We start from the raw sequence: 24685 nt of genomic DNA, 5'->3' as shown, positions 1-24685 counted from the left end.
GCCTAGAAATGTTATCGATAACATCATTTGGGCGATCTCGGGAGGAACGCATTGTGACCGAGCAAAAACTGATCGAGTTCAAGTCAATTACGAAGGAGTTCGGCGGCACCCGCGCGCTCTCCGACGTGACGCTTGATCTGCACAAGGGCGAGATCCTGGCGCTGCTCGGCGAGAATGGCGCCGGCAAGTCGACGCTGATCAAGACGCTCGCCGGCATCTATCGGCCGGATGGCGGCCAAATCCTGTTTCGCGGCGAGCCCTACCATCATCGCCCGCCGCGGCCGAACCAGCGCCAGCCCGTAGCCTTCATTCACCAGGATCTAGGTCTTATCGAATGGATGACGGTCGGCGAGAATGTCGGCCTGCCCCCAAGGCTTTTCGCTTCGCTCTGGCCTGATCGACTGGCGATCGACCGAGGCGAGGGCGCAGGAGGCGTTAAAGCTGGTCGGCTGTGATTTCGACCCGACGACGCGGGTCCAGGATCTGACCCGTACAGAAAAGTCGCTGGTTGCCATCGCTCGCGCCTTGGCTACCGAGGCCGATGTGCTGGTGCTCGACGAACCGACCGCCAGCCTTCCCGCCGACGAGGTCGAGCGGCTGTTCGACGCCATCCGTCCGCTCAAGCAGCGCGGCGTCGGCATGATCTATGTCTCGCACCGCCTCGATGAAATTTTCCGCATCGCCGATCGCGTCGCCGTGCTGCGCGACGGCAGGCTGGTCGGCGAGAAGAAAGTCGCCGATACAAAACCGGACGAACTGGTCGAGATGATCGTCGGCCGTCCGGTCAGCCAGGTTTTCAGCAAGGCTCAAACGCAGGCCGGCGAGACGATCTGTGCTGTCCGCGACCTTGTCTGCGCCGGTGCCGGCCCGGTGTCTTTCGACGTACGCAAGGGTGAGTTGCTCGGCCTGGTCGGCCTGCGCGGTGCCGGGCAGGAACTGGTTGGCCGAGCGCTGTTTGGCTGCCAGGCCTTTTCCGGCACGGTGACGATCCGCGGGGCTGTGCCGGACCTGTCCAGCCCGATCGCGGCGATGTCGTCCGGCATCGGCCTGATCGCGCGTGACAGGACCGAAGAATCAATCGCTGGATCCTTGTCGATTCGAGAGAACAGTTTCCTCAATCCCGGCGCCGGCAAGCGCGGCCTGTTTTCCTTCCTTGCGCCTCACAGGGAGGCTGCGCTGGCGCAGGCGATCGGCAGTTCCGTCGGGCTGCGCCCCAACGATCCGAACCTGCCGATAGAGGCGCTGTCGGGTGGCAACCAGCAAAAGGTGGTCGTCGGGCGATGGCTGCACACCGGGCGTACATTGCTGATCGCCGAGGATCCGACGGCCGGCGTCGATGTCGGCGCCAAGGCTGAGGTCTACCGGCTGATCGGCCGCGCGCTTGAAGCCGGCCTCGCCGTCGTCGTGGTATCGACCGATTTCGAGGAGATTGCCCACATCTGCCACCGCGCTTTGGTGTTTTCGCGAGGACGGATCGTTCGCGAACTCACTGGCAAAGACCTCACCACATCCGCCGTGATCACCGCGGCATCGGCTTCCGAAGCCGCCTGATCTTTCTGGGAGCGAACTCATGCAATCGATCGAATCCAGCGCCCTCGAACCGACCCGCGGCGAGATGGCTGATTTGTCCATGGGGCAGAAGGTCATCCGGCTGCTGCCGGTCTACGGGCTGGTTATCCTGACGGTGTTGCTGATCCTGTTGTTTTCGATCCTGCTGCCGAACACGTTCCCGACGCTGCTTAACCTGCGCTCGATCATCTCCGACAAGGCGATCATCGCGCTTTTGTCGCTGGCGGCGATGATCCCGATGGCGTCGGGCCGAATTGACCTCACCGTCGGCTACGGCATCGTGCTGTGGCACATCCTGGCCATCAGTCTGCAGACCATGTTCGGCTTTCCGTGGCCGCTGGCAGTGATGATAGTGCTGGTTCTCGGCGCCGCGACCGGCTTCCTCAACGGCCTGCTGGTCGAAGTCGCCCGCATCGACTCTTTCATCGCCACGCTGGGCACCGGCACCGTGCTCTATTCCTTGGCGCTTTGGCACACTGGCGGCCGGCAGGTTGTCGGCGTGTTGTCCAACGGCTTCTACGCGCTCAACGGCACGATGGTGTTCGGGCTGCCGATCACCGGCCTCTACGTGCTTGGCATCGCCGTCGCACTGTGGATCATTCTCGAATATCTGCCGATCGGCCGCTACGTTTATGCCATCGGCGCCAACCCGAAGGCGGCTGCTCTCAATGGCATTCCGGTGCGACGCTTCGTCATTGGGGCGTTCATCTCCTCGGGCTTCCTGACGGCGCTGACAGGAGTGTTGCTCGCCTCCAAGCTTCGCATTGGCCAAGCCAGCGTCGGACTGGAGTATCTGCTGCCGGCTCTCGTCGGCGCCTTTCTCGGCTCGACCACGATCAAGCCTGGACGAGTCAACGTCTGGGGCACGATGACGGGCGTCATCATCCTGGCGGTCGGCATTTCGGGCATTCAGCAGTTCGGCGGCTCGTTCTTCGTCGAGCCATTGTTCAACGGCGTCACGCTGCTCGTCGCCATAGGCATTGCCGGCTACGCCCAGCGCAAGCGCGGCGCAGCGCAAAGAAACAGGACCAAGACCGTCGCGCAGCCCTCGAAGTGACAAATCGAGCCAAACCCGTGGATCATGGAATGAACGACTACGAGGTTCTCGACGATCGGTTCGGCAAGCTGATGATCGGGCATGCCAAGCTCGAACGGCTATGGACCGGTAGCCGTTGGGCGGAAGGACCGGTGTATGTCCCCGCCGCAAGGCATTTGCTGTGGTCGGACATCCCGAACGATCGGCTGCTGCGCTACGACGAAAGCGATGGTTCCGTCAGCATCTTCGAGGCCCGTTGTAACTACCAGAACGGCCACACACTCGACCGCGAAGGCCGCGTCGTTGCTTGCGAGCATGGCGGGCGCCGTGTCTCCCGGCTCGAGCATGACGGGCGTTGGCAGACGCTTGTCGAAACCGTTGCAGGCAAGCGGTTCAATTCACCCAATGACGTGGTGGTCAAATCCGACGGTACGATCTGGTTCACCGACCCGGTCTACGGCATCGAAAGCCACTATGAGGGCAAGATCGCCAGAGCGGAGATCGGCGGCTCCCATGTCTACCGGTTCGACGAGCTTTCGGGTGAGGTGAGCGCCGTTGTCACCGACATGGTGCAGCCGAACGGCCTGGCTTTTTCGCCCGACGAGACGATCCTCTACGTGTCGGACAGCGGCGCCAGCCATGTGCCCGGCCTGCCGCGCGCGATCAAGGCCTATGACCTTGCCGCCGATGGCCGGTCGGCGCGCGCAGGCGGCATCTTCGCCGAGTGCGGGGCAGGCCTCTTCGATGGTTTTCGCGTCGATCGCGACGGCAACATCTGGGCCTCCAGCGCCGACTCGGTGCGCGTCCATGCGCCGGACGGAACCCTGATCGGCCGTATCCTGGTTCCCGAGCTCGTTTCCAATGTCTGTTTCGGCGGTCCCAAGCGCAACCGCCTCTACATCACTGCGCAGACATCCCTTTACGCCATCTACGTCAACGCATATCCGGCCGGCGTTGGTCCGGTGGCGGGCGACATCAGCCGGTGACATGTCGTCAACTCCAATCGAAAGCCGAGTTTTGAAAGACCATGCAATTTCTTGAAACCAAGGGAGGTACCAACATGCAACGCAGAACATTCCTGAAATCATCCGTCGCCTTGACGGCCATGACAATCGCTGCTCCTGTCCTGTTCGCTGGCCAGGCACGGGCGGACGCCACAGCCGACGCCATGGCGGTCGTCCAGAAATATGCGCAGAAGGTCACGGCCTGGGATGGCCCGACCACCGGTCCGAAGGCGCAGCAAGGCAAGACGATCGTCGTGCTCGCCGGCGACCTCAAGAACGGCGGCATCCTGGGCGTCACCAACGGCGTCGAGGAAGCAGCCAAGGCGATAGGCTGGGAGGTCAAGGTGATTGACGGCGCCGGCTCGATCGGCGGCCGCACCGCTGCCTTCGGCCAAGCCATGGCGTTGAAGCCGAATGGCATCGTCATCAACGGTTTTGACGCGGTCGAGCAGGCGCCGGCGCTGGAACAGGCTAAGGTCGCAGGTATCCCGTTGGTCTCCTGGCATGCCGGACCGGTGATCGGGCCCGACCAGAAAAGCGGCGTGTTCGCCAACGTGTCGACGGATGCCATGCAAGTCTCCACGGCCGCGGCCGACTGGGCCTACGCCGATGCCAAGGGCAAGCCCGGCGTCGTCATCTTCACCGATTCGACCTACGCCATCGCCATCGCCAAGGCAGACAAGATGAAGGCGGAGATCGAGCGGCTGGGCGGCAAGGTGCTCGAATATGTCGACACGCCGATCGCCGAGACCTCGCAGCGCATGCCGCAGCTGACCACTTCGCTGCTGCAGAAGTACGGCGATGCCTGGACGCATTCGCTGGCGATCAACGATCTCTATTTCGACTTCATGGGACCCTCACTTGCCGCCGCCGGCAAAGCCGGCACCGACGCGCCGATCAATGTCGCCGCCGGCGACGGTTCGGAATCGGCCTATCAGCGCATTCGCGCCGGTCAGTTCCAGAAGGTGACCGTCGCCGAACCGCTCAACTTGCAGGGCTGGCAATTGGTCGACGAGCTGAACCGCGCCATCGCTGGCGAAAAATGGTCGGGCTATCTGTCGCCGCTGCATGTGGTGACGGCCGACAATGTCGAGTTCGACGGTGGGCCGAATAACGCATTCGACCCCGGCAATGGCTACCGCGGCGCATACAAGAAGATCTGGGGCAAGTAGGACGCCCGGCGATGCGGGCGCAATACGCGATGCGCCCGCATCTCATTCGCACGACAAATCCACGAATTGCACCGCGACCTGCCCTTGCCGGCCGGCGGCCATCCCAAGCGCAGAAAATCAGGAAATCCTCGCCATGATCATTCGCTACGCCCTGTTCGAAGGCGAAATCCACCCCGGACGCGAGAGCGAATTCCGGCGCTTTGTCAGGGAAAGGCTAGTGCCGTTGTGGACGCAATTTCCTGGAGCCGAGGAGGTGCGCGTTCTGGATGGCACGGCACGGGATGAGGGCGCCCCCGTCTATGCCATGGCGCTCGCCATCCGTTATCCCGACATGGACGCCTGCAAGAAGGCGCTGCAGTCCGACGTTCGCTTTCAGAGCCGCGATGCGACTGGAGAGCTGCTCAAGATGTTCACCGGCCGTGTGCATCACCATGTTTTCGAGGCGAACGAGTTTCCAACCGCTCGATAGGATGATCAAAAAAGCGCCACACGACAATCGCCGACGTTAAAGCCCAGACGCCTTGGTGAGATTGGTCCGCAAGATGGGAGTCTTTGAGCGACCCCGAGGGGAAGGTCGTCCGCGCAAGACGAATTCACGCCGATGACCCTTTCGAGACCTTGCGGAGCCGAATTCTCTTTTTGGAAGTCGGCATTAGCCGGAACCAGCATTCGCGCGGGCTTCTCCAAGCCGCCGATCAGCGGCAGGGAAGCGGCATGGCCCTAGCCTGCTTGGGCGTGGCGAACGTCCACACGGGGCGGTGCTGACGTCGCGACTTTGCGAAGCTGAAAGACTTCCGTCGCTTCGCCGCGCCCGCGCAACCTGTGCCTGCCCGCCGGGATCGTTTCGAATTTTTCGTCGAGCCGCGAAACAGCCTCGCCGGAAATCGCGATGGCGGTCGCGGCATCTGGTGCGAGCAACTTGCCGAGTTCCTGAAGCCGCTGGCTGATGTTTACGGTGTCGCCGACGATTGTGTAGTTCACGCGATCGGATGCGCCGATATTGCCGACGATGACGGAGCCCGTGTGGATGCCGATGCGGACATGAAGAGGAGGCCGGCCTTCGCCAGCCGCTTCCAGATTGTCCTTGTCCAGCTCCTCGCGGATCGCCGCGGCGGCGCGGACGGCCGCCGCGGCATGGCCCTTCAGACGATCCGGCGCGCCGAAGAACGCCAGCATGCCGTCGCCCAGGAACTTGTCGACCGTACCGCCATGTGCATCGACCGCGCCACACAGGATCTCGAAGTGGTGGTTCAGCAGCCTGGCCGCGGCTGCGGCGTCCATCTGCTCCGACAGCGTGGTGAACCCGACGATGTCGGTAAACATGACGGTGACGACCGCTTCGCGCGGTTCGGCGATGCCGACCTCTCCGGTGCGCACCAGCTTGGCCACCAGCGAGCGCGGAATATAGGTCGAGAATGCACGCAGACCGATCAGCATGGCGTTGAAGGCCGAAGCCTGGTTGTCCAACTCCAGAACCCTGCTGCGCGGCAGCGGAGTCACGCCGTCGAGATCGAAATCGGCAACGCGCATGGCCTGGCCGGCGATCGCCTGGATCGGTCGCGACAGGCGCCTCCCAAGCAGGATCGCGACGATGACCGCCACGGCCATCGCCCCAAGACCGAGCAGGGCCGATCCCAACACGCGCTCGATCTCCTTGCTGATCTGACTGGTCTCGAAATACGCGCCGAGCGTCCAGGGCTTGTCGCCATAGCCTGCGATCTTGCGGGTGATGGCGATGTAGGTGGCGTCGCCGCTCCACTCGGACGCATTGTCCACGCTGCGGTCGATCTCGGCGATTTCTATGTCGCGGGCGCGGCGCGTGTCGAAATCCCGCTCTACCTTCCGCGCGCTATAGGCGGCCAATACCGGATCGCCATACGTGGCCAGCGGCGTCAGCGGCAGGACGCCGTTCTTCAGAGCGTCGGGATCGGCCAGCCTTTGGTCGGCGAGCACGCGGTCTTCGCCGTCGAGAATGAAGGCATGCGTGCCAAATCGCGATGATAGCTCCCGCGTGATATCGGACAGTTTCTGCAATTCGACCGCCGCGATCACCCAGGCCTGCGTCACGCCATCACGTGCCAGCGGCACTGAGACATGCGCGTACAGGCCGAACTCGTTGGCTACGAATGCCCCCCATTGCCTGCCGCCGACCCGTCTGCGTTGTTCGAGGGCGGCGCGGACTTGGGGCGACTTCTCGGGCTTGGCCGGAAAATGCTCGATGGCGCCCGTTGCAACGTTGTTTTCGACTGAGCGCGCGGCGCCACGGCAGACCAGGTCGGGGGTGCAGATCAGCATCGCCTCGACCCCCGAGGCGGTAGCCAGAGCACCGGCAACGGCTGCAGACATCGCCTCGTCGTCGATCTGGAACTCGCCCTGGGCATACAGCTGCGCGATGCCGTCGACCGCGTTCTCGGCGTCCCCCATCTCTGCGCGCAGCGAGTCCTCCATCGCATCGATCAGGAGTGTCGACTGGGCGCCGAGCAAGTCGAACGTGTTGCGAAAATTGGCGCCGACCGACAACGCGAGCACGCCCCCGACCGACAGGAATATGAGGCTGCCAAAACTCAACGCCATGATGACCGCAATAGGGATGCGACGCCGCTTCTTTTCGGGGCGGGCCAGACGCACTGGTTGTGCGGACGTGCTCATGCAACAAGTGTCGCAATGCGCCACCGAATTGCAAGCCCCGTGACGGCTTTAAAGAGGGCGCGCCCCGAATGCACGAGCCTCCTTGCTTCCGTGCCCAGCGCATCACCCGAATGTCCACTTCGGAAGATGTTTCTCAATTTCTGTTCATGGCGCGCCCGTTCCGGTTCAGATCGATCGCAGCAATGTGAGGCTTCCACCCGACCGTTGCTCATACATGGCAGCCGCAATGAACGGCTATTCACAAAGCGGACCTTTGGTGAGGACAGAAATTGCCGCTTGCCCCGATGCAGCCATGGAAGGAGAGTCCATGTCAGGACGCACATCAGATCAGGATGGTGCAGGGAGGCTCGGCGGACCCCGACACCTCGACTACGACGCCACGGCGGTGCAATTGCGGTGCGACTACGATCCGCGCCACGCACGCCTCCCAAGCGTTGGCTATTGTCATTGCATTTTGGCTGGCGGCAGATCGAGCCATAGCAAATCCGCCTCCAGCTCGCGCCAGTCCTTGCTATGTGCGCGGCTTGATAATTGATGCTAATTCCAACGGAACCATAAACTGCCCCAACATACAATTTCGCTAAAATGCCCCGGAACCTATTGCTGCTCTGCGTCTTGACTCGCCGTCGGAGGGTGCATGCGTAACGCCACAGACGGGCTTTCTTTCATTGAGTTCCAGTCGCCGACGCTGGTCGAGAATGCGCCCGAGGGCGGCGAATGGCTTCATGAGATCAAGTACGACGGCTACCGCACCGAACTGATCATTGAGGGCGGCAAAGCGAGAGCCTTCACGCGCCGTGGCTACGACTGGTCGCACCGATACCGACGAATTGTTCAAGCGGCGGCGGGCTTGCCGGTGAAGGCGGCGATCATCGACGGGGAGGCTGTCGTTCTCGGCGACACTGGCCTGCCGGACTACCAAGCGTTGGAACGGGAGTTGGGCAACCCAGACTCGCCGAGGCTCATCTTCTACGCATTCGACCTGCTGCACCTCAACGGGCGCGATCTGCGGCGGCAGCCGCTGGTAAGGCGTAAGGCAGCCCTAGAGAAGCTGCTGAAGAACTCAGCCCCGACATTGACCTACGCCGAACATCTGGAGTTGGGCGGCACGGACGTATTTGAACATGCCTGCCGTATGGGGTTGGAGGGCATCGTCTCCAAGCGCACCGATGCCACCTACCGCTCAGGGGTCCAGACCAGTTGGCTCAAGGTGAAGTGCATCAAGAGCGACACTTTCCCCATCGTGGCATTTGTCGAGAAGCTGGGCGCTCACCCGCGCCGCATCGCATCCCTCTACATCGGTCGCCGTGAGGGCGACCGACTGCTCTATGCCGGGAAGGCCCGCAGCGGCTACACCTTGAGCGTTGCTCAACTGGTTCGAGAGCGGCTCGACCCGCTGATCATCAGCAAGTCGCCTCTGTCAGAGCCCATCGTGAAGCCGAAGGCGACGTGGGTCAGACCAGAGGTGCTGGCCGAGGTACAGTTCAGCGGCGTCACTGATCGCGGCGTGTTGCGCGAGGCAGTATTCAAGGGTCTGCGAGAAGACCTGGTGGCGATCCCGGCCAAGCCTCCGGCGCCATCAAAGCGACGTGGGCCAGCCCAGGAACTTGGCATTCCCAGGGAGAACATCCTGCAACTGCTGCCCGACGGGGTCTCACCCCCCAAGGAAGAGCTTGCGCGCTACTGGCAGAGGGTTGCCGATTACGCACTCGTCCATCTCGGCCACCGACCGCTGAAGCTGGTCCGCCATGCTCTCGGGGCAACCTTCTACCACAAGGGCGCGCTGCCGAAGATCCCAGCTGCAGTGCATCAGTTGCGCGTTCAGAAGCGCGAGGGTGGCGAAGGTGTGCGCGTGTGGGTGGACGACCTTGCCGGCTTGCTGGGGCTGGTCAAGATGGATGCGGTAGAGCTGCATCCCTGGAACGCTACTGTTGACGACATCGAACATGCCGACCGGGTTGTTCTGGACCTTGATCCGGGCGAGGGGGTCGAGTGGGACAAAGTGATCGAGACCGCGCTAACGCTCCGCGACATCATGGAAGCGGAAGGTCTGCACAGCTGGCCGAAGGTGACGGGCGGCAAGGGAATTCACCTGATGGCCCCACTTGAGACGAAGATCACGCACGACAATGCCCGGCTCCTTGCCCGATCGTTCGCCAAGCGCCTCGCTGAAGCCCATCCTGATCGCTATCTGCTCTCCGCCGCGCCTGCAGCCCGAAAGGGCCGCATCTTCATCGACTACCTTCGCAATGGGCGCGGCAACACGGCGGTCGGCGCCTTCTCCCCACGAGCGCGACCCGGCTTCCCAATCGCCCGTCCCGTGACCTGGAGCCAGGTGGAGGCAGCCATCCGTCCGGATGCGTTCACCATTGACCGTCCGTTTAGGGCGGCTGCTAGAAAAGCAGCGTGAGCAATCTCGCAGCGCATTCTATTAGCAGTGGGCGAAGACGCCCGGCGATTCCGCCGAACATTCGATCATGTCAACTAATTACCGGACGGGTCGATCTCTATCCAGGCGGGCACATGATCACTCGGCTTTTCCCAGCCTCGCAGGTCAGCGTCCACGCCCGCGTCACGTAACCTGTTCGAAAGTGATGGGCTGACGAGGAGGTGGTCCATCCGCAGGCCGGAACTCCGATCATAACCGCCTCGGTAGGAGAAGTTCCAGTACGTGTAGATGCCTTTCTCCGGATGAATGCAGCGGACGGCATCCATCCAGCCATTGTCTAGCATTTCGGCGTAGGCCTGCCTGCTCTCCGGAAAGTAGACTGCGTCGCCCGTCCAACGTCTCGGCACCACCGCATCGATCGGCGTTGGCACGACGTTGTAGTCGCCGCACAGAACGCTTGTGATCCCCTCCTTGAGCAGTAGCTGGCCGTAGCTGATCAGACGGTCGAACCAGCGGAGCTTATAGTCGAATTTCGGGCCGGGAGCTGGATTGCCGTTGGGCAGGTAGATGCACCCCACGACGATCCCATCCACCTCTGCCTCGATATACCGGCTGTGAGTATCGTCAGGGTCACCCGGCAGGCCGCGTCGACGCTCCAGGGGCTCCTTTCCCCGTGCGAGTATAGCTACACCGTTGTAGGACTTTTGCCCGTGCCAGATCGAGCCATAACCGGCGTTCCTGACGGCTTCCGCGGGAAATTTCTCGTCCGAAGTCTTCAGTTCTTGAAGGCACACGATGTCATAGTCGGTCTGACCCAGCCACTTGATGAGCAAGGGCAGGCGACCGTTCACGCCGTTGACGTTAAAGGTTGCGATACGGGTCATCCGAAGTTCTCAACAACCCTCGGCGATTTGAGCATGGAAGGCTCAGATGTTGATGCTTGCATCATGCCGCCAAAGGGAGGCCTTGTCAGTCGTCTTTCTAGAATGGCGGTCGAGCGGTTTCAGCGAGCTTTTCCGCGTGCCAGATGGCGCAATGAGCGCAGGAGCTGGTCGTCGGGAGCGTCGTAGGCGAAGTCGCGAGCGGTAGATGCGGCGCGCACAATCCGGCGTTAGGGCGGCCGCAACGCACGGACGGGTGGAGCTTGGGCAGGTCTACTGCTGATTGAGGGCGACCGCCTTGGGTCCAGTGGGTTTAAGTAATGCTGCGAAGGAATCCTATATGGCCGAGCCACAGCTCTCAATTCGTAGCGGCAAGGCGGGCGATCTTGCGAAGGGTTGAACCGAAGCACGGCTCGACCTTGTGGACCACATCGGCCATGGTCTTGTCCGACCGGACCCGCTGCTTGTGCTGGACGGCATCCTTGCCCAGCCCGGCAGTTCGGCCGACTTCGTCGCTCGTCGTGCGAAAGGCGTCGGCAATCGTGCACGGAGCGAAGAAGCCATTGTCGGAGTACTGGACCAGTGCCATCTCACTGCCTAACCGCAAAATGCCTCATAACCTGAGGAGATATAGCGTCAAGATTGGAGGTCTTTGAGAGAAGAAGCCGACAAGAGGAATAATAAGCCGTGACCATGCGGTGTTTAGCTGGTCTATTCACCGCATAAATTGCGGCAAATGATCTTGCATATACGACGATTGAGGCCCATATTCGACGCAAAAAGTGCGGAGAATATGGCGACCTATATCTACGAGCTTGAAAACTGGCCGCAGTTCGAGTGGCGCAGCCAGGACCTTGCCGATCAACTGGCGACGGTGCGCCATCGGCAGGGCCGGCTGCTGGGGCGGATGGAGGCGCTAGGCTTCGAATTGCGTGCCGAGGCGATGCTTCAGACCCTAACGGAGGACGTTCTCAAATCCAGCGAAATTGAGGGTGAAATTCTCGACAAGGAACAGGTGCGGTCGTCCATCGCCCGCCGACTGGGCATGAATATTGGCGCACTGGCGCCGGTCGACCGCGATGTCGAGGGCGTGGTCGAGATGATGCTCGACGCAACTCAGAACTATCAGGCGCTACTTACGGATGAGCGGTTGTTCGCCTGGCATGCGGCCCTGTTTCCGACGGGTCGCAGCGGCATGACGAAGATTATCGTCGGTGCGTGGCGGCATGAAGCCTCTGGTCCGATGCAGGTCGTCTCAGGTCCCATCGGTCGGGAGAAAGTCCACTATGAAGCTCCAGCAGCGGCCCGGCTTGAGCTTGAAATGGCCTCGTTCATCGACTGGTTCAACCGTTACGCGCCGCTTGATCCCGTTCTGAAGGCGGGGGTCGCCCATCTATGGTTCGTCACCATCCATCCCTTCGAGAATGGCAACGGCCGTATCGCCCGCGCGATCGCCGACATGATGTTGGCGCGATCGGAGGGCAGCGCTCAGCGGTTCTATAGCATGTCCGCGCAAATCCGGGCGGAGCGGAAGGACTACTACGCGATCCTCGAACGGACGCAGAAGGGCAGTCTCGACATCACCCCTTGGCTGCAATGGTTTCTAAGCTGTCTCGACCGCGCCTTCGGCGGGGCCGAGGAGATTTTGGCCAATGTGCTGCGAAAGGCCCGTTTTTGGGAGGAGATAGTCCAACGACCTCTAAGCGAACGCCAGCGCAAAGTCGTCAATCGGCTCCTGGACGGTTTCGAAGGCAAGCTCACCTCCTCGAAATGGGCAGTGCTGACCAAGACCTCACCTGACACGGCCTTGCGCGATATCAATGATCTCCTGGCGCAAGGGATACTCGTGAGAGATGAAGCCGGTGGGCGAAGCACGAGCTATTCGCTGGCAGGATTGGATGACGGGCCGGATCGCGCGCCTCGGCGACATCGTTGAAACAGGAGCGCGAGCCGACAGCGCGCGCCCAAAGCATGATTGGCCCGCTCGATTGGTTCGGAGAATGCGTCTATGCCGTTTGTCGCTCGGCACTGGTCCATCGGGTTCGGTCGCAAGCCGTTAGGGCCAGTCATTGACGAACTTTCCGCCTTGATAGCCGCCATTGAAGCCCCAGCGAGCGGTTTGATAGGCTGCAAAACCCCTGAATCGCGCTTTGGCTTTGCCTAGGCACCCAACGCCTTCTGGTTTCGCCATCCTGACTGCACCACAACCCGTACGGCAACCGACGCTGGCCTGACATTTTATCTCCTATTTCTGCGCAGCCGCAACTCGCTGCAACATCAGTTTTGACATCAAGCCATCAGATGCCATCTTGCTAGCAGGCGAAATGAGCCTATACAATGGGTGCCAAGGAGTCCGATATGGCCGAGCCACAACTCTCAGTCCGCAGCGCCAAGGCGCGTGATCTTGCACACCGGCTTGCCCGTCGTGAAAACCGCTCGATTGCGGAGGTGGTCGAGCGCGCCCTCGAATCTTATGAGGTCCGCGAGGCCGGTCGTGAGCCTGCTTCTGCCTTCTACCCGCGGCTTTCAGCGCAATCCGGCACAGACATCGACCTTGAGGCGGTGATCCGTGAGAGTCGCCGGCCGAATCGAGGCGTCGAGCTTTGATCTTTGTCGATACGACCGTCGTTTCCGAAACGTTGAAAAAGACCCCAGACGAGGCAGTCATTGCCTGGCTGATCCGATACGATGCCGAACTCGCGCTTCCAACCGTGACGATTGCCGAGATCGCGTTCGGCATCCAGAAGATAAGACCGGATCAACGTGCCGAACGGCTGGAGCAAGGGTTGTCGGACTGGCGCCGGCGTTTCGCAGACCGCATCTTCGGTCTGACAGAAGAGGCTGCGCTGGTTTATGGGGAAATTATGGGTGCTGCTGGTCGCCAGCGACGCGGCATGTCGGCACCCGATGGCATGATCGCGGCGATCGCTCGAGTAAACGGGGGCCGCCTCGCCACGCGCAATCTGACTGACTTCGAGACGGCAGGACTCGTTCTGACATCTCCGTGGGAGTTCTGAAGCGTTTTCCTGTCGTCGCTTTTGTTCAAGCCCCATCTGCCTGTCAAAGACGGGCTGAAAGGCCGTCAAAGCGCAGGCGAGCGATATCAGGTCAATTTGCATGTCGTCAAAATCGCCTGAAGGTCACTCGAAGCGCCTCAGCGGCAGCCTGACCGGGTACAGCAACCGACCTGCCTTTTCTTCGGGAAAACCATTAGGCTCGCTGGGCTTGCGAGACGGCGAGAGATGCCCGATCTGAAACAGATGCCGGATGTGAAACAATTGAAATTGCTCGGCGTCCTGGCAGCGACGGCGATCGGTCTATATGTCTGTTATCTGCTGGCGTGGCCTTTTTTGCCGGCATTGACCTGGGCGCTCGTCCTGGCAATTATTCTGTCTCCGGCTCACCGGTGGGTTGAGAGACGGGTCGGAAATCGAAACCTGGCAGCGCTGATATCGGTAAGCGTCGCGGCGATCGCCGTCGGCCTGCCGCTGGCGCTCGTCGCACAACAGCTCGTTCGCGAGGCGGTAAACGGAGCGACTTATCTGGAGGAGGTCATCCGCGGTTGGGACGCAGTCGGCTTCATGTCTGGCTATCCCACGCTTTCGGCCATTGCCCAATGGATCGAGAACCAATTCGATCCGGCCGGCTCAGTCGCCGCATTCGTGCAATGGCTGACGGGACAAAGCACGTCGCTATTGCGTGGCTCCATCTATCAAGTCGCGATGTTCGGCCTGACATTTTATCTTCTGTTCTATTTTCTGCGCGACCGCCAACATGGCCTGCAAGCCGTCGCGGGCCTTTCGCCCCTGCGCGCTCCGGAGACAGCCTACATCTTGTCTCGCTTTGCGGAGACCGTCCATGCAACACTGCTCGGCACCGTGTTCGTCGCCGCCGTCCAGGGAACATTGGGTGGCCTGATGTTCTGGTGGCTCGGCCTGCCGACGCCAGTCTTTTGGGGCCTTGTCATGGGACTTCTTGCCATAGTGCCCGTGCTCGGGGCGTTTGTGATCTGGGTGCCCGCAGCGGTCTATCTCGCACTGGAGGGAGCTTGGGCCAGCGCAGCGATATTGACCGTCTGGGGCGGCGTCATCGTCGGCGGCATCGACAATCTGCTCTATCCGATGCTTGTCGGGAATCGGTTGCGCCTCCACACGGTGGTGGCCTTTATCGGCGCGGTCGGCGGCATCGTCTTGTTCGGAGCATCCGGCCTTGTCCTCGGACCTGCGGTGATCGCCATCACAATCAGCCTCATCGACGTGCTAAAGACTCGATTGACCGACCGGCCGACGCCGGCGCGCGCTGGTGAGCTACCGCATCAGTCCGTGACGGATTGATCAAGCGCGAAAAGGGCGCTGGTCTTCGAGTGGTAGCGCGAAACCTGAACAGCCTCTGCGCAGACATCTCAATGAAGGCAAGCACATCAGCCAGGCTGCTGTATTGCGGCAAGCTTCCAGTCACCGCCGTTCTGCCGCGTAAAGGTCCACAGTTCGGCCGTCTCCGTCGGCTGATCGGCCCCGCCCTCAACGATCTTGCCGCTGACGCGGTCGCGGGTCACGTCGCGAGACTCATAGCGCAAAGCAGCGGTCGCGTAGTCGCGATCGCCCTCCCGCCAACTTTCCGCAATATCGGCCTCCAGCAGGCTGACGTCCGACACGTCGTTCCTGACGCCCTTTTTGGCATTGTCGGCAAGTTCCTCGGACAGATAGGACACCATCTCGGGTGTCACCAACCGGCGCAATGCAGCATGATCTTCGCGCCCGAATGCCTCCTGAACTTCCGTCAGCCGTTGCTGGAACGTGTCGAGGTCGGTTTGGGTGAGTGTGATCTCATCGGAAGCGTTGGCTTGGCTCGTTCCGCCAAATCCTGACCCGATGCCGGTAATGGAGGAAGTCGGGCCGTTGCTCGGCTCGTGCCGCGCTGCTGCGTTTCGCGCAAAGGTCCCGGTGCCCCGCGAGGCACCAGCCGTAACGGACGCTGGGCTTTGCGCCGACTGCAAGCGGAAAAAGCGGATCGCCAGCATGATCGCGCCGCCGAACAGCAGTACTTGGAGCAAAAGACCCAACATGCCGGCCAAGCCGCCGAACCCATGACCCAGAAGAACGCCGATCAAACCGCCGAGAAGCAGCCCACGTATCATCGATCCGCCGAGGCCGTTGAAGAAGCCCGGGCGCTGGAATGCCTGCGGCTGACGGGCCGCATTGTTCGTGGCCGCATTGGGCGTCATCGAGCGCTCGACCGGTGCGGCCGGTTGCGGCGCAACTCTGGTCGGCGGGACCGGCTGGAAAGTGCGCATGCCGCGACTGCCGAAGCTGCCGCCACGGCGCGCATCGGCGTGATCCACAGCGACCATGGAAAATGCCAGGAACAACCCCGCAAACAAAACTGCAAACCGTCCCCAACGCGAAATCAGCATAGGCAAGTCCTCAAGTGACACTCTTTCCGCTCATATGGGGTGCGTCGATCGAAATAGCAGTGAATCGTCCGTCGAGATATTTTCGGGCGGCATGGTCGGCCGCCCGCCGGTGTTCACGACGAGAATGTCTGCCCTACCCAAGCGCGATGATCGCTGTTCGACCACGCAGGCTCCCGCACCCGGTCGCGTCAACAGCATCGCTCATGCAAGCCTCTGGTCATCGATGTCCCCGGCGATGATGCCGAGATCTCCCGGCGAAGACTCGATTGACTTACAGCTTTCCTATGTACTATCAACATATCTGGAAAACCTGCCATACAGGTTTGCCCACTCCTGAACGGGAGATTGCGTGAGCACGGCCGTATCCGCAAAACATTCCGACGCAGCGAGCCTGGTCAGCAATACGATCGGCGAGATCACGCGCCATATCCGCGCGCATGAGCTCGGGCCCGGCGACCGGCTGCCCAGCGAGGCCGCGCTTTCGAGACAATTGAGCGTCTCGCGTACCGTGGTTCGCGAGGCCTTCAGCTCGCTCGCCGCCATGCGGCTTATCGACCTGAGGGCGGGCAGACGGGCTACCGTCGCCGAGCTGGATTATGGCGCGATGTCACTGGTGATCGAGCATGGCGTCCACACCGAGCAGATCACGGTGCAGCAAATCTATGACGTGCGCCGCACGATTGAGACCCGCACCGCCATGCTGGCGGCCTTGCGCAGAACAGCCGACGAAGTGGAAAGGATCAGGACGCACGCGCTCGCCATGCTCGAGAATTTCCAGCGGCCGGAACAGGTCATGGAGCACGATCTCGCCTTTCACCTCGAAATCGCCAAGGCTGCGAAGAATCCGGTTTTCAGCCTCATCGTCGGCGCGTTCGAGCGCGTATCGCGCCAGACCTGGCCGATCGGCTGGCGGACCCGCCCTTCGGATGCCGAGCAGTTGGCGATGATCCAGATCCATATCGACCTCGCCGAAGCAATCGAGACCGGTGATCCCCAGTCGGCGCGTGACCTGATGGCGAGGCATTTTGACGAGAGCGTCAAGGCCCTGCTGGCGGCCGGCATCGCCTGAGGAGCAGGGGCGCAATGAAGATCACGAAACTGGAAACGCTGCGGCTCAAGGAGCGGCCGAACCTTCTCTGGGTCCTGGTTCACACGGACGAAGGCCTCGTCGGACTCGGCGAGACCTTTTTCATGGCTGAAACCGTCGAGACCTATCTGCACGAATATGTCGCGCCGTGCGTGATCGGGCGCGACCCCTTGCAGATCGACCTGCTTGCCGCCGACCTCGTCGGCTATCTCGGTTTCCGATCGACGGGCGCGGAAGTCAGGGGCAATTCCGCTTTCGACATCGCGCTTTGGGATCTGTTCGGAAAGGCGACGGGTCAGCCGATCGCACAACTCCTCGGCGGGTTCACCAGGCACGAGATCAGGACCTACAACACCTGTGCCGGAACCGAATACATCAAGAAGGCCACCGGGCAGACGACGGCCAACTACGGGCTCGATAAGCCTGGCGACGCCTATGATGATCTGAACGGCTTCCTTCACCGCGCCGACGAACTGGCGCATTCGTTGTTGGAGGAAGGTATCACGGCCATGAAGATCTGGCCCTTCGACATGGCCGCCGAGAAAACGCGCGGCCAGTATATATCGCAGCCCGACTTGAATTCCGCGCTGGCGCCGTTCGAGAAAATCCGCAATGCGGTCGGCGACAAGATGGACATCATGGTTGAATTCCATTCAATGTGGCAGCTGCTGCCGGCCATGCAGATCGCTCGCGAGCTTGCCCCCCACAAGACCTTCTGGCACGAAGATCCAATCAGGATGGACAGCCTGTCCAGCCTGAAACGCTATGCCGAGGCTTCGCTGGCGCCGATATCGGCTTCGGAAACGCTCGGTTCCCGGTGGGCCTTCCGCGACCTTCTCGAAACCGGAGCGGCCGGTGTCATTATGCTTGATATCAGCTGGTGCGGCGGGCTCTCGGAGGCGCGCAAGATCGCTGCCATGGCTGAAGCATGGCACCTGCCGGTCGCGCCACACGACTGCACCGGTCCAGTGGTGCTCGGCGCATCGACCCACCTGTCGCTGAATGCGCCGAACGCGCTTGTCCAGGAGAGTGTCAGGGCCTTTTACAAGACCTGGTACCGCGATCTTGTGACCGCTTTGCCGCAGGTGAAGAACGGCATGATCACCGTGCCCCCCGGACCGGGCCTCGGCATGGAACTGAACCCGGAGATCGATCGCGCCTTCACGGCGCTTCGACGGGTGAGCGACGCATCTACTCTCTGAAAATGAACCTGAAGCAGCTTTCTACGGAGGAGGAGAATCATGAAGAAGCTACTTATCTCGGCAGCCTTGGCAGCAGTACTGGCTGGTGGCTCGGCAATCGGCTCACGCGCACAGGAGCCGATGAACATCGTCTTCACGCATCATTCGTCGGCGTCGAACCCGTTCTGGCAGGCGGTGAAGAAGGGGTTTGACGACGCCTGCGCCAAGATCCAGGCCAATTGCCAGATGGTCTTCACGCAGACCGAAGGCTCGATCGAGCAACAATCGGCCAACATGCAGGCGGCGCTCGCGGCAAAACCGGACGCGCTGATCACCTCGATCGTCGACAACAATGCCTTCGACCAGATCATCGCCGACGCCCGCGCTGCCGGCGTCACGGTCATCGCGTCCAACGTCGACGACACCGAGGGTGCAGCCGGCAATGCCCGCCAGGCTTTCATCGGCCAAGGCTTCATTCCCGCCGGCTACGAACTCGGCAAGAAGATGTCCGAGTTCTTCCCCAAGGAAGGCAAGATCAGGGCGCTCGTCGGCGTCTCCGCGCCCGGTCAGAACTGGTCGGAACAGCGCGCTGCCGGCGTCATGAAGTTCCTTGAGGAATACAAGGCCGCGAATGCCGGACGCGAAGTGGTCATTGAACGGCTCGACACCGGCACAGATGGCGCCGTCGTCGCCGATCGTGTTGGCGCCTATCTGTCTGCCCACCCGGACACCACGGTGTATTTCGACACCGGCCTTTGGCATGCCTACGTGGCCCAGGTCCTGATCGATCGCGGCATCGAGCCGGGCAAGGTGCTGATGGGCGGCTTCGACATCGTCTCGGAAGTCCTGCAACAGATGGAAGCGGGTTACATCCAGGTCCAGGTCGACCAGCAGCCCTACATGCAGGGCTTCATGCCGGTGATGGAAGCCTATCTCGCCAAGAACGTCGGTCTGCTGCCGGCAGACATCGACACCGGCAAGGGCATCATCGTCAAGGAAGACGTGCCAAAGCTCAAGGAACTGGCCGCACAAGGCGTGCGGTAGGCGCGAAGCCGGCGTCCTCTCCTCGTTCTTACGCGGAGAGGGCAAGGGGAGGGCCAGGCAGCACGGCCTTGGGCGTCGGCTCCGTCCCATCCTCCAACGGCATCTCCCTTGTCAGGGGCGGTAGCAGACAGACTGCGGCCATCCCCTTGCCGATGCGACAAGCCAGCGCAAACAATCCCAAGCCGGAGCGAATGATGAAGCGCTTGATGAAGATTTATCTGGAGAAGCCGGAGCTTGCGGCGGTCGTGTTCCTGCTCCTCCTCCTCCTCGTCTTTCAGATTCGCTCGAACGGCGTATTTCTGAACACACAGAACGTGCGCGGAATGCTTGGGCTGCTGCCTGAAATGGGGCTGGTCGCGATCGGCGTGACCCTGCTGATGATATGCGGCGAGTTTGATCTTTCGGTAGGCTCGGTATTTGCGCTGACCCCGATGACCATGGCGGTGATGCTGGCGGCAGGCGTGCCGTTCACGCCGGCCTTTGCCGCCGGGCTCGCGATCGCCGCACTGATTGGCTTCTTCAACGGGTTCATAACGATTCGTTTCGCGATACCAAGCTTTATTACCACGCTTGGCATGCTGTTCATCGCGCGTTCGCTGACGGTGGTAATCTCCGGTGGCTTCCCTCCTGTCATCCCGGCCAACGCTCTGCCCAAATGGCTGTTTACGATCTATGTGGGGCCGGGCGACCTCTTTCGCATGTCGTTCTTCTGGTTTCTCGCCGTGGCAATCCTGGTGACGGTGCTTCTGTCGCGCACGAATTTCGGCAACTGGGTGCGCGCCACCGGCGGCTTTCTGCCCGCCGCGCAATCGATGGGCATCCCGACGGCTCGGGTGAAGGTCGCCTGCTTCATGATCTGTTCGGTGCTCGCCGGCTTTGCCGGCACCATTCAGGTGATGCGGCTCGGCGCGCCGCTGCCTTCGATCGGCGAGGGGCTGGAGTTGCAAGCCGTGTCGGCTGCCGTCATCGGTGGCGCCTCGCTGACTGGCGGCATTGGCACCATCTTCGGCGGCATCATCGGGGCTGCCCTGATCCGCGTCATCGACAACGGACTGGTGCTGAGCCAGGTTGACGCCAACTGGTTCAAGATGGCAATCGGCTTCCTGACTATCTTCGCGGTCGTCGTGAACGCCTGGCTTCGAAAGCGGGGCAGGGCAATGAAGGTGGAGACCTGATCATGGCGGCACCCATCATCGCGATCAAGGGACTCCAGAAATGGTATTCCGGCGTCCACGCCTTGAAGAACGTCACTCTCGACATCTACCCAGACGAGGCGCTGGGCCTCGTCGGCGACAACGGCGCCGGCAAATCGACGCTGATCAACATCCTGTCAGGCACCCAAAAGCCCGATGGCGGCGAGATCAGGATCGACGGTGAACCGGTCCGATTCTCGAACCCGCGCGACGCCATGGATCGCGGCATCGAGACGATCTACCAGTACAATTCGATGGTCCCGACCATGACCATCGCCCGCAACGTTTTCATCGGACGCGAACCGGTGAAGGGCTCGGTTTTCGGCATCGGCATCCTGGACCAGAAGCGCATGCGTGACGAAAGCGTCAAGGCGATCGCCGACGTCGATCTGCATCTGAGGTCGCCCGACGCGCTGGTCGGCGAACTGTCGGGCGGCCAGCGCCAAGGCGTGGCGATCGCCCGGGCCATGCACTTCAAGTCGAAAGTCATGATCCTCGACGAGCCGACCAATCATCTCTCGGTCAAGGAGACGCGAAAGGTGATCGGCTTCGTTCGCGCCCTCAAGGCCCAGAACATCACCAGCGTCTTCATCAGCCACAACATGCATCATGTTTTCGAATGCTGTGACCGGGTCGTGGCGATGGCGCGCGGCGAGATCGTTCTCGACAAGCGGATCGGCGAGACTTCGATCGAGGAAATCCACGAGGTTCTGTGACGCGAAGAAGCGGTCACTCGCGAGCCGCTCTGCTGGCAGAGGTCAGTCTGCGCTACGGCTTTTCCGCAAGGATCGCCTCGGCGGTTTTCTCGTCGGTGATCAGCACATCGACGACGCCGAGACGCAGCACGGCGCGCAGCACCGGAACCTTGTCGAGGCCGCCGGAGGGCAGGATCACAGTGTCGATGTCGCGCAGATGTTCGGGGGCGAGGCCGATGACGCGACTGTTTAGCGGGTGATCGACCAGTTGTCCGTCGGCGCCGATCCAGTGGCCGCAAATATCGCCGACGGCTCCGGCTTTTTGGAGCGATCTGAGATCATCGTCTCCTACCAGTCCGATCCGAAAGATGGTGGCGTCCTTGTGCACCGCGCCCACCGAAACGAAAGCGGCGTCAACGTCGCGGGCATGGGTGAAAGCGTCTTCCAGAATGGACTGGCGCATAAGCAGATCGCGCGTGGCCTCCGTGTCTGTGAACACCGGTGCTGCGATGTAGTAGCATTCCGCGTCGAAAAGCGCCGCGAGCCGCGAGGCGATTTCATAGATGTTGATCGCCGATCCACGCGTGAGCCCGCCGAGCAGGGAAACGACCGACATCCCTCTGACGGGGCGTACGGTCACTGAGCGCAGACTAAGCTGGAGCGTCCGTCCCCATCCCACGCCCACCGATATCCCGTCACGGATTCTATGCGACAGGGCTTCACCGGCAGCGGCTGCGATCACCTGTGGCACCAGGGCGGGATCGGGCGGTGTCGGAACCACGATTGGGTCGGAAACGCCATAGACGTCCCGCAGCCGGTGCTCCAGCTCGATGCAGTTCGCCACCTTGGAATTGATGCGAATCTGAACGATCCCGCGCTGACGGGCATGCGCCAGCATCCGGTTGACGCGAAGGCGTGTCAGGCCAAGAGACTTGGCGATTTGTGCTTGCGTCAGGTCACCGACATAAGCAAGCCAGGCGGCGCGTACGAGCAGCCCTTCCTCGCGATCGGCCGTGACGGAACTCGTTACGGCTTGGCGGCCATCGCGTTTCTTTCGCGCTGGTTTCTCCATCAGATCATCCTGTCCACTCCGCGGCAGCGGGTCCAGAGCGGCTCGGCGGAGCCATGTGCTCATCGATATGAGGCATCAGTCGAGTTTCCCGGCTCCGCTAGCCTCGATGATAGCGGTCGAAGGACAAAACCAGCGGAGCATCATGGCAAATTGCGTCGATGATGGCGCTCGTCAGCGGCAGGCGATCGTGGGGAAGTACACCCCGGGCCATCATATTCTTCAAAGTCGGACCAAGGTCCAGCGCCAGTTGCGCGCCCTCGACCGTGTCTGAACTCATGTGTTCGCGCTTCGCCACGGAATAGGGCAGGCCGCGGCCGAGCAGGCGCCCCATGCGACCGTTACGGCCCGCCTGGCAGGTCACATAAAGATCGCCGGAGCCGGCCAGCCCCAGCACTGTTTCGACCTTTCCACCCAGGGCTTCGACCAGAATCGCCATCTCGGCGAGGGACTGCGAGAATAGCGACGAGGCAAGATTGTGCATCAGTGCGCCATTGGGCGCCTTGCCGTCGCGCTCGAGCAGCCCGACGGGAGCTCCAACGGCGAGTGTGTAGAAATTCTTGAAAGCGGCGCAGATCTCGACGCCGACGAGATCGGATGACGATCGCGCATGATAGAAAGGCGCGCGCAGAATGCGGGACGCCGCGGCCACCTGGTCGGGATCATGCCCGGCCACGATCACAGAGGTGTCGCGCTGCGCCGCCAGTTCGCCGGCAATGCAGGGTCCGCCGACGGCCATCACCGGGACCGACAAGCCGGTGCGTTGCTCGATCTCGCGGGCAAGCAGATGTGGCAGGATTTCCACGCCTTCGTCGCTTGCTGCAAGCCCTTTCGTAATCATCAGTATCGGCACGGGCGACTTGATGCTTTCTGCAATGCGGTCGATCGCCCAAGGAATGCCGGCCGACGAGACGCCGAGTACAAGCAGATCGGGTCCATCGTTCATCGCCGCAGCGAATTCGGTCCAGGAACAGGCGGTTACCACATCAGGCAGAGCGATGTTGAGGCGTGGGTGATGACTTGTGCTGGCCACCGAGCCGACGATCTCCCCATCGAGATGGGTCCCGACAAGAGTGATGCGGTTACCAGCGTGAGCGGCCGGAAGCGTCATGGCAGAGCCCATGACGCCGGCGCCGAGGATGATGATCCGCGCCATTCAGCTTCTTCCCTTGTCCAGCCGCTCGCCGCTGCCCTGGTCGAACAGATGGATTCGCTCAGGCGCCGGCTCCAGATGGATCACAGCTCCAGGAGAGAGCTCCATGCGGTCATGCAGCACCGAGCAGATTGCGGTGTTGCCCATGCTGGCAAAGATGTGGATTTCGGGGCCAGTCGGCTCGACAACCGTAATCCTCGCCGGAATGCCGCGCCCGTCGGCCACTGGTCGAAGATGTTCGGGGCGAATGCCGTAGATCACCTTTTGGCCGGGCCGGACCGCAGCCCCTGGCGGCAGCGGGAGGGATAGCTCGTCGGTCCGCACCACCCAGGCGTCGCGCTCGGAAGCCACCTCGCCATGGAACATGTTCATTGCGGGCGAGCCGATGAAGGAGGCGACGAAGAGGTTTGCCGGGCGATCGTAGACATCGAGCGGGCGCCCGATCTGCTCGATATGGCCGTCGCGCATAATGACGATGACATCGGCCATGGTCATGGCCTCGATCTGGTCATGCGTGACATAGACGGTGGTGGTCTTCAGCCGCTGGTGGAGCTCCTTGATTTCGGTGCGCATCTGCACGCGCAGCTTGGCATCGAGATTGGACAGCGGCTCGTCGAACAGGAACACAGTTGGGTCCCGCACGATGGCGCGACCCATGGCGACGCGCTGCCGCTGGCCGCCCGAAAGCTGGCGGGGATACCGTTCCAGATAGGGTGTCAGGTTGAGGATCGAGGCCGCCCACCCGACCTTCTGTTTGATTTCTTCGTTGGGGCGCTTCTTCAACTGCATGGAAAAGGCCATGTTGTCGAAGACGGTCATGTGCGCGTAAAGCGCGTAATTCTGGAAGACCATCGCGATATTGCGGTTTTTGGGATGGAGCATGTTGACGACCCTGTCGCCTATGGCGATCTCACCGGACGTGATGGGCTCGAGACCAGCTATCATGCGCAACAGCGTGGACTTGCCGCAGCCGGACGGCCCCAGCAGAACGACGAACTGGCCATCCTCGATCGAGAGATCGAGTCCATCGATAATCGAGAGGGCGCCATAGTCCTTCTTTATGTTGCTGATGGTGACAGACGCCATAAATTACTACCCTTCGATTGGCCTTGCCGGTTGGATCTCATTTTCGCCATGCGAGCGATTGGCG

The 24685-nt window shown here is 61.6% G+C and carries 21 protein-coding genes and 1 pseudogene; 15 read left to right on the top strand and 7 right to left on the bottom strand.

Features of this window, described 5'->3' with window-relative positions; translation table 11 throughout:
* The first annotated feature begins 8 nt into the window (after nt 1-8).
* From NKH93_RS21175 to NKH93_RS21155, 5 genes and pseudogenes are all read left to right on the top strand, one after another.
* Nucleotides 9-1551, top strand: a pseudogene (locus tag NKH93_RS21175) (sugar ABC transporter ATP-binding protein).
* A gap of 19 nt (nt 1552-1570) precedes the next feature.
* On the top strand, nt 1571-2626 hold the full coding sequence (locus NKH93_RS21170) for an ABC transporter permease (protein ID WP_352971828.1): 1056 nt from the start codon (nt 1571-1573) through the stop codon (nt 2624-2626).
* A 29-nt stretch (nt 2627-2655) separates the two neighbouring features.
* Entirely contained in the window at nt 2656-3591 is a 936-nt protein-coding gene (locus NKH93_RS21165; protein ID WP_352971825.1) for an SMP-30/gluconolactonase/LRE family protein, read from the top strand.
* 74 nt (nt 3592-3665) lie between these two features.
* The gene (locus tag NKH93_RS21160; protein WP_352971822.1) at nt 3666-4781 is read left to right on the top strand and encodes an ABC transporter substrate-binding protein; all 1116 of its coding nucleotides are present in this window, start codon (nt 3666-3668) and stop codon (nt 4779-4781) included.
* Nucleotides 4782-4914: 133 nt separating this feature from the next.
* On the top strand, nt 4915-5250 hold the full coding sequence (locus NKH93_RS21155) for a hypothetical protein (RefSeq protein ID WP_352971819.1): 336 nt from the start codon (nt 4915-4917) through the stop codon (nt 5248-5250).
* Nucleotides 5251-5501: 251 nt separating this feature from the next.
* Here NKH93_RS21155 and NKH93_RS21150 read toward each other — a convergent pair whose 3' ends face one another.
* On the bottom strand, nt 5502-7430 hold the full coding sequence (locus tag NKH93_RS21150; RefSeq protein ID WP_352971817.1) for an adenylate/guanylate cyclase domain-containing protein: 1929 nt from the start codon (nt 7428-7430) through the stop codon (nt 5502-5504).
* A 637-nt stretch (nt 7431-8067) separates the two neighbouring features.
* Here NKH93_RS21150 and ligD point away from each other — a divergent pair.
* On the top strand, nt 8068-9840 hold the full coding sequence (gene ligD / locus NKH93_RS21145; protein ID WP_352971814.1) for a DNA ligase D: 1773 nt from the start codon (nt 8068-8070) through the stop codon (nt 9838-9840).
* Between the two features lie 74 nt (nt 9841-9914).
* Here the strand turns inward: ligD and xth are convergent, their stop codons facing one another.
* Both xth and NKH93_RS21135 read right to left on the bottom strand, forming a co-directional pair.
* Nucleotides 9915-10703: an exodeoxyribonuclease III gene (gene xth, locus NKH93_RS21140; RefSeq protein ID WP_352971811.1), complete on the bottom strand. Its 789-nt coding sequence runs from the start codon at nt 10701-10703 to the stop codon at nt 9915-9917.
* A 355-nt stretch (nt 10704-11058) separates the two neighbouring features.
* Nucleotides 11059-11289 (bottom strand): hypothetical protein, encoded by a 231-nt coding sequence (locus tag NKH93_RS21135; protein ID WP_502896473.1) that lies wholly within the window; start codon nt 11287-11289, stop codon nt 11059-11061.
* Between the two features lie 204 nt (nt 11290-11493).
* Between NKH93_RS21135 and NKH93_RS21130 the strand changes: the two genes are divergently transcribed.
* From NKH93_RS21130 to NKH93_RS21115, 4 genes are all read left to right on the top strand, one after another.
* Nucleotides 11494-12636 (top strand): Fic family protein, encoded by a 1143-nt coding sequence (locus NKH93_RS21130; protein WP_352971808.1) that lies wholly within the window; start codon nt 11494-11496, stop codon nt 12634-12636.
* A 422-nt stretch (nt 12637-13058) separates the two neighbouring features.
* Entirely contained in the window at nt 13059-13307 is a 249-nt protein-coding gene (locus NKH93_RS21125) for a plasmid stabilization protein (protein WP_352455498.1), read from the top strand.
* Nucleotides 13304-13717, top strand: coding sequence for a type II toxin-antitoxin system VapC family toxin (locus NKH93_RS21120; protein WP_352971805.1), 414 nt, complete (start codon nt 13304-13306; stop codon nt 13715-13717). Before NKH93_RS21125 ends, NKH93_RS21120 begins: the two co-directional genes overlap by 4 nt.
* Nucleotides 13718-13942: 225 nt before the next feature.
* The gene (locus tag NKH93_RS21115) at nt 13943-15034 is read left to right on the top strand and encodes an AI-2E family transporter (protein WP_352541845.1); all 1092 of its coding nucleotides are present in this window, start codon (nt 13943-13945) and stop codon (nt 15032-15034) included.
* 86 nt (nt 15035-15120) lie between these two features.
* Here the strand turns inward: NKH93_RS21115 and NKH93_RS21110 are convergent, their stop codons facing one another.
* On the bottom strand, nt 15121-16110 hold the full coding sequence (locus NKH93_RS21110; protein WP_352971944.1) for a Tim44 domain-containing protein: 990 nt from the start codon (nt 16108-16110) through the stop codon (nt 15121-15123).
* Nucleotides 16111-16462: 352 nt separating this feature from the next.
* Between NKH93_RS21110 and NKH93_RS21105 the strand changes: the two genes are divergently transcribed.
* The 5 genes from NKH93_RS21105 to NKH93_RS21085 all read left to right on the top strand — a co-directional run bounded on the left by NKH93_RS21105 (nt 16463) and on the right by NKH93_RS21085 (nt 21334).
* Nucleotides 16463-17182, top strand: coding sequence for a FadR/GntR family transcriptional regulator (locus NKH93_RS21105; RefSeq protein WP_352503247.1), 720 nt, complete (start codon nt 16463-16465; stop codon nt 17180-17182).
* A gap of 14 nt (nt 17183-17196) precedes the next feature.
* Nucleotides 17197-18402 carry a mandelate racemase/muconate lactonizing enzyme family protein gene (locus NKH93_RS21100; protein WP_352503248.1) on the top strand — a complete coding sequence of 402 codons (1206 nt, stop codon included), beginning with the start codon at nt 17197-17199 and terminating at the stop codon, nt 18400-18402.
* A 39-nt stretch (nt 18403-18441) separates the two neighbouring features.
* The gene (locus tag NKH93_RS21095) at nt 18442-19425 is read left to right on the top strand and encodes a sugar ABC transporter substrate-binding protein (RefSeq protein ID WP_502895713.1); all 984 of its coding nucleotides are present in this window, start codon (nt 18442-18444) and stop codon (nt 19423-19425) included.
* A gap of 194 nt (nt 19426-19619) precedes the next feature.
* Entirely contained in the window at nt 19620-20600 is a 981-nt protein-coding gene (locus tag NKH93_RS21090; protein ID WP_352971941.1) for an ABC transporter permease, read from the top strand.
* A 2-nt stretch (nt 20601-20602) separates the two neighbouring features.
* Nucleotides 20603-21334 (top strand): ATP-binding cassette domain-containing protein, encoded by a 732-nt coding sequence (locus NKH93_RS21085; RefSeq protein WP_023678772.1) that lies wholly within the window; start codon nt 20603-20605, stop codon nt 21332-21334.
* A gap of 52 nt (nt 21335-21386) precedes the next feature.
* On the opposite strand, the gene NKH93_RS21080 is transcribed toward NKH93_RS21085, so the two are convergent.
* The 3 genes from NKH93_RS21080 to NKH93_RS21070 all read right to left on the bottom strand — a co-directional run bounded on the left by NKH93_RS21080 (nt 21387) and on the right by NKH93_RS21070 (nt 24621).
* Nucleotides 21387-22385 carry a sugar-binding transcriptional regulator gene (locus NKH93_RS21080; protein WP_352971801.1) on the bottom strand — a complete coding sequence of 333 codons (999 nt, stop codon included), beginning with the start codon at nt 22383-22385 and terminating at the stop codon, nt 21387-21389.
* A 97-nt stretch (nt 22386-22482) separates the two neighbouring features.
* Complete coding sequence (locus NKH93_RS21075) at nt 22483-23538, bottom strand: hypothetical protein (RefSeq protein ID WP_352971798.1); 1056 nt, start codon at nt 23536-23538, stop codon at nt 22483-22485.
* Nucleotides 23539-24621: an ABC transporter ATP-binding protein gene (locus NKH93_RS21070; protein WP_352971795.1), complete on the bottom strand. Its 1083-nt coding sequence runs from the start codon at nt 24619-24621 to the stop codon at nt 23539-23541.
* Nucleotides 24622-24685 lie beyond the last annotated feature (64 nt).

Source organism: Mesorhizobium sp. M0954 (assembly GCF_040319155.1).
Classification (GTDB): Bacteria; Pseudomonadota; Alphaproteobacteria; order Rhizobiales; family Rhizobiaceae; genus Mesorhizobium.
The sequence above is the reverse complement of the archived record's forward strand: the minus strand, read 5'-3'. Positions and strand labels throughout refer to the sequence as shown.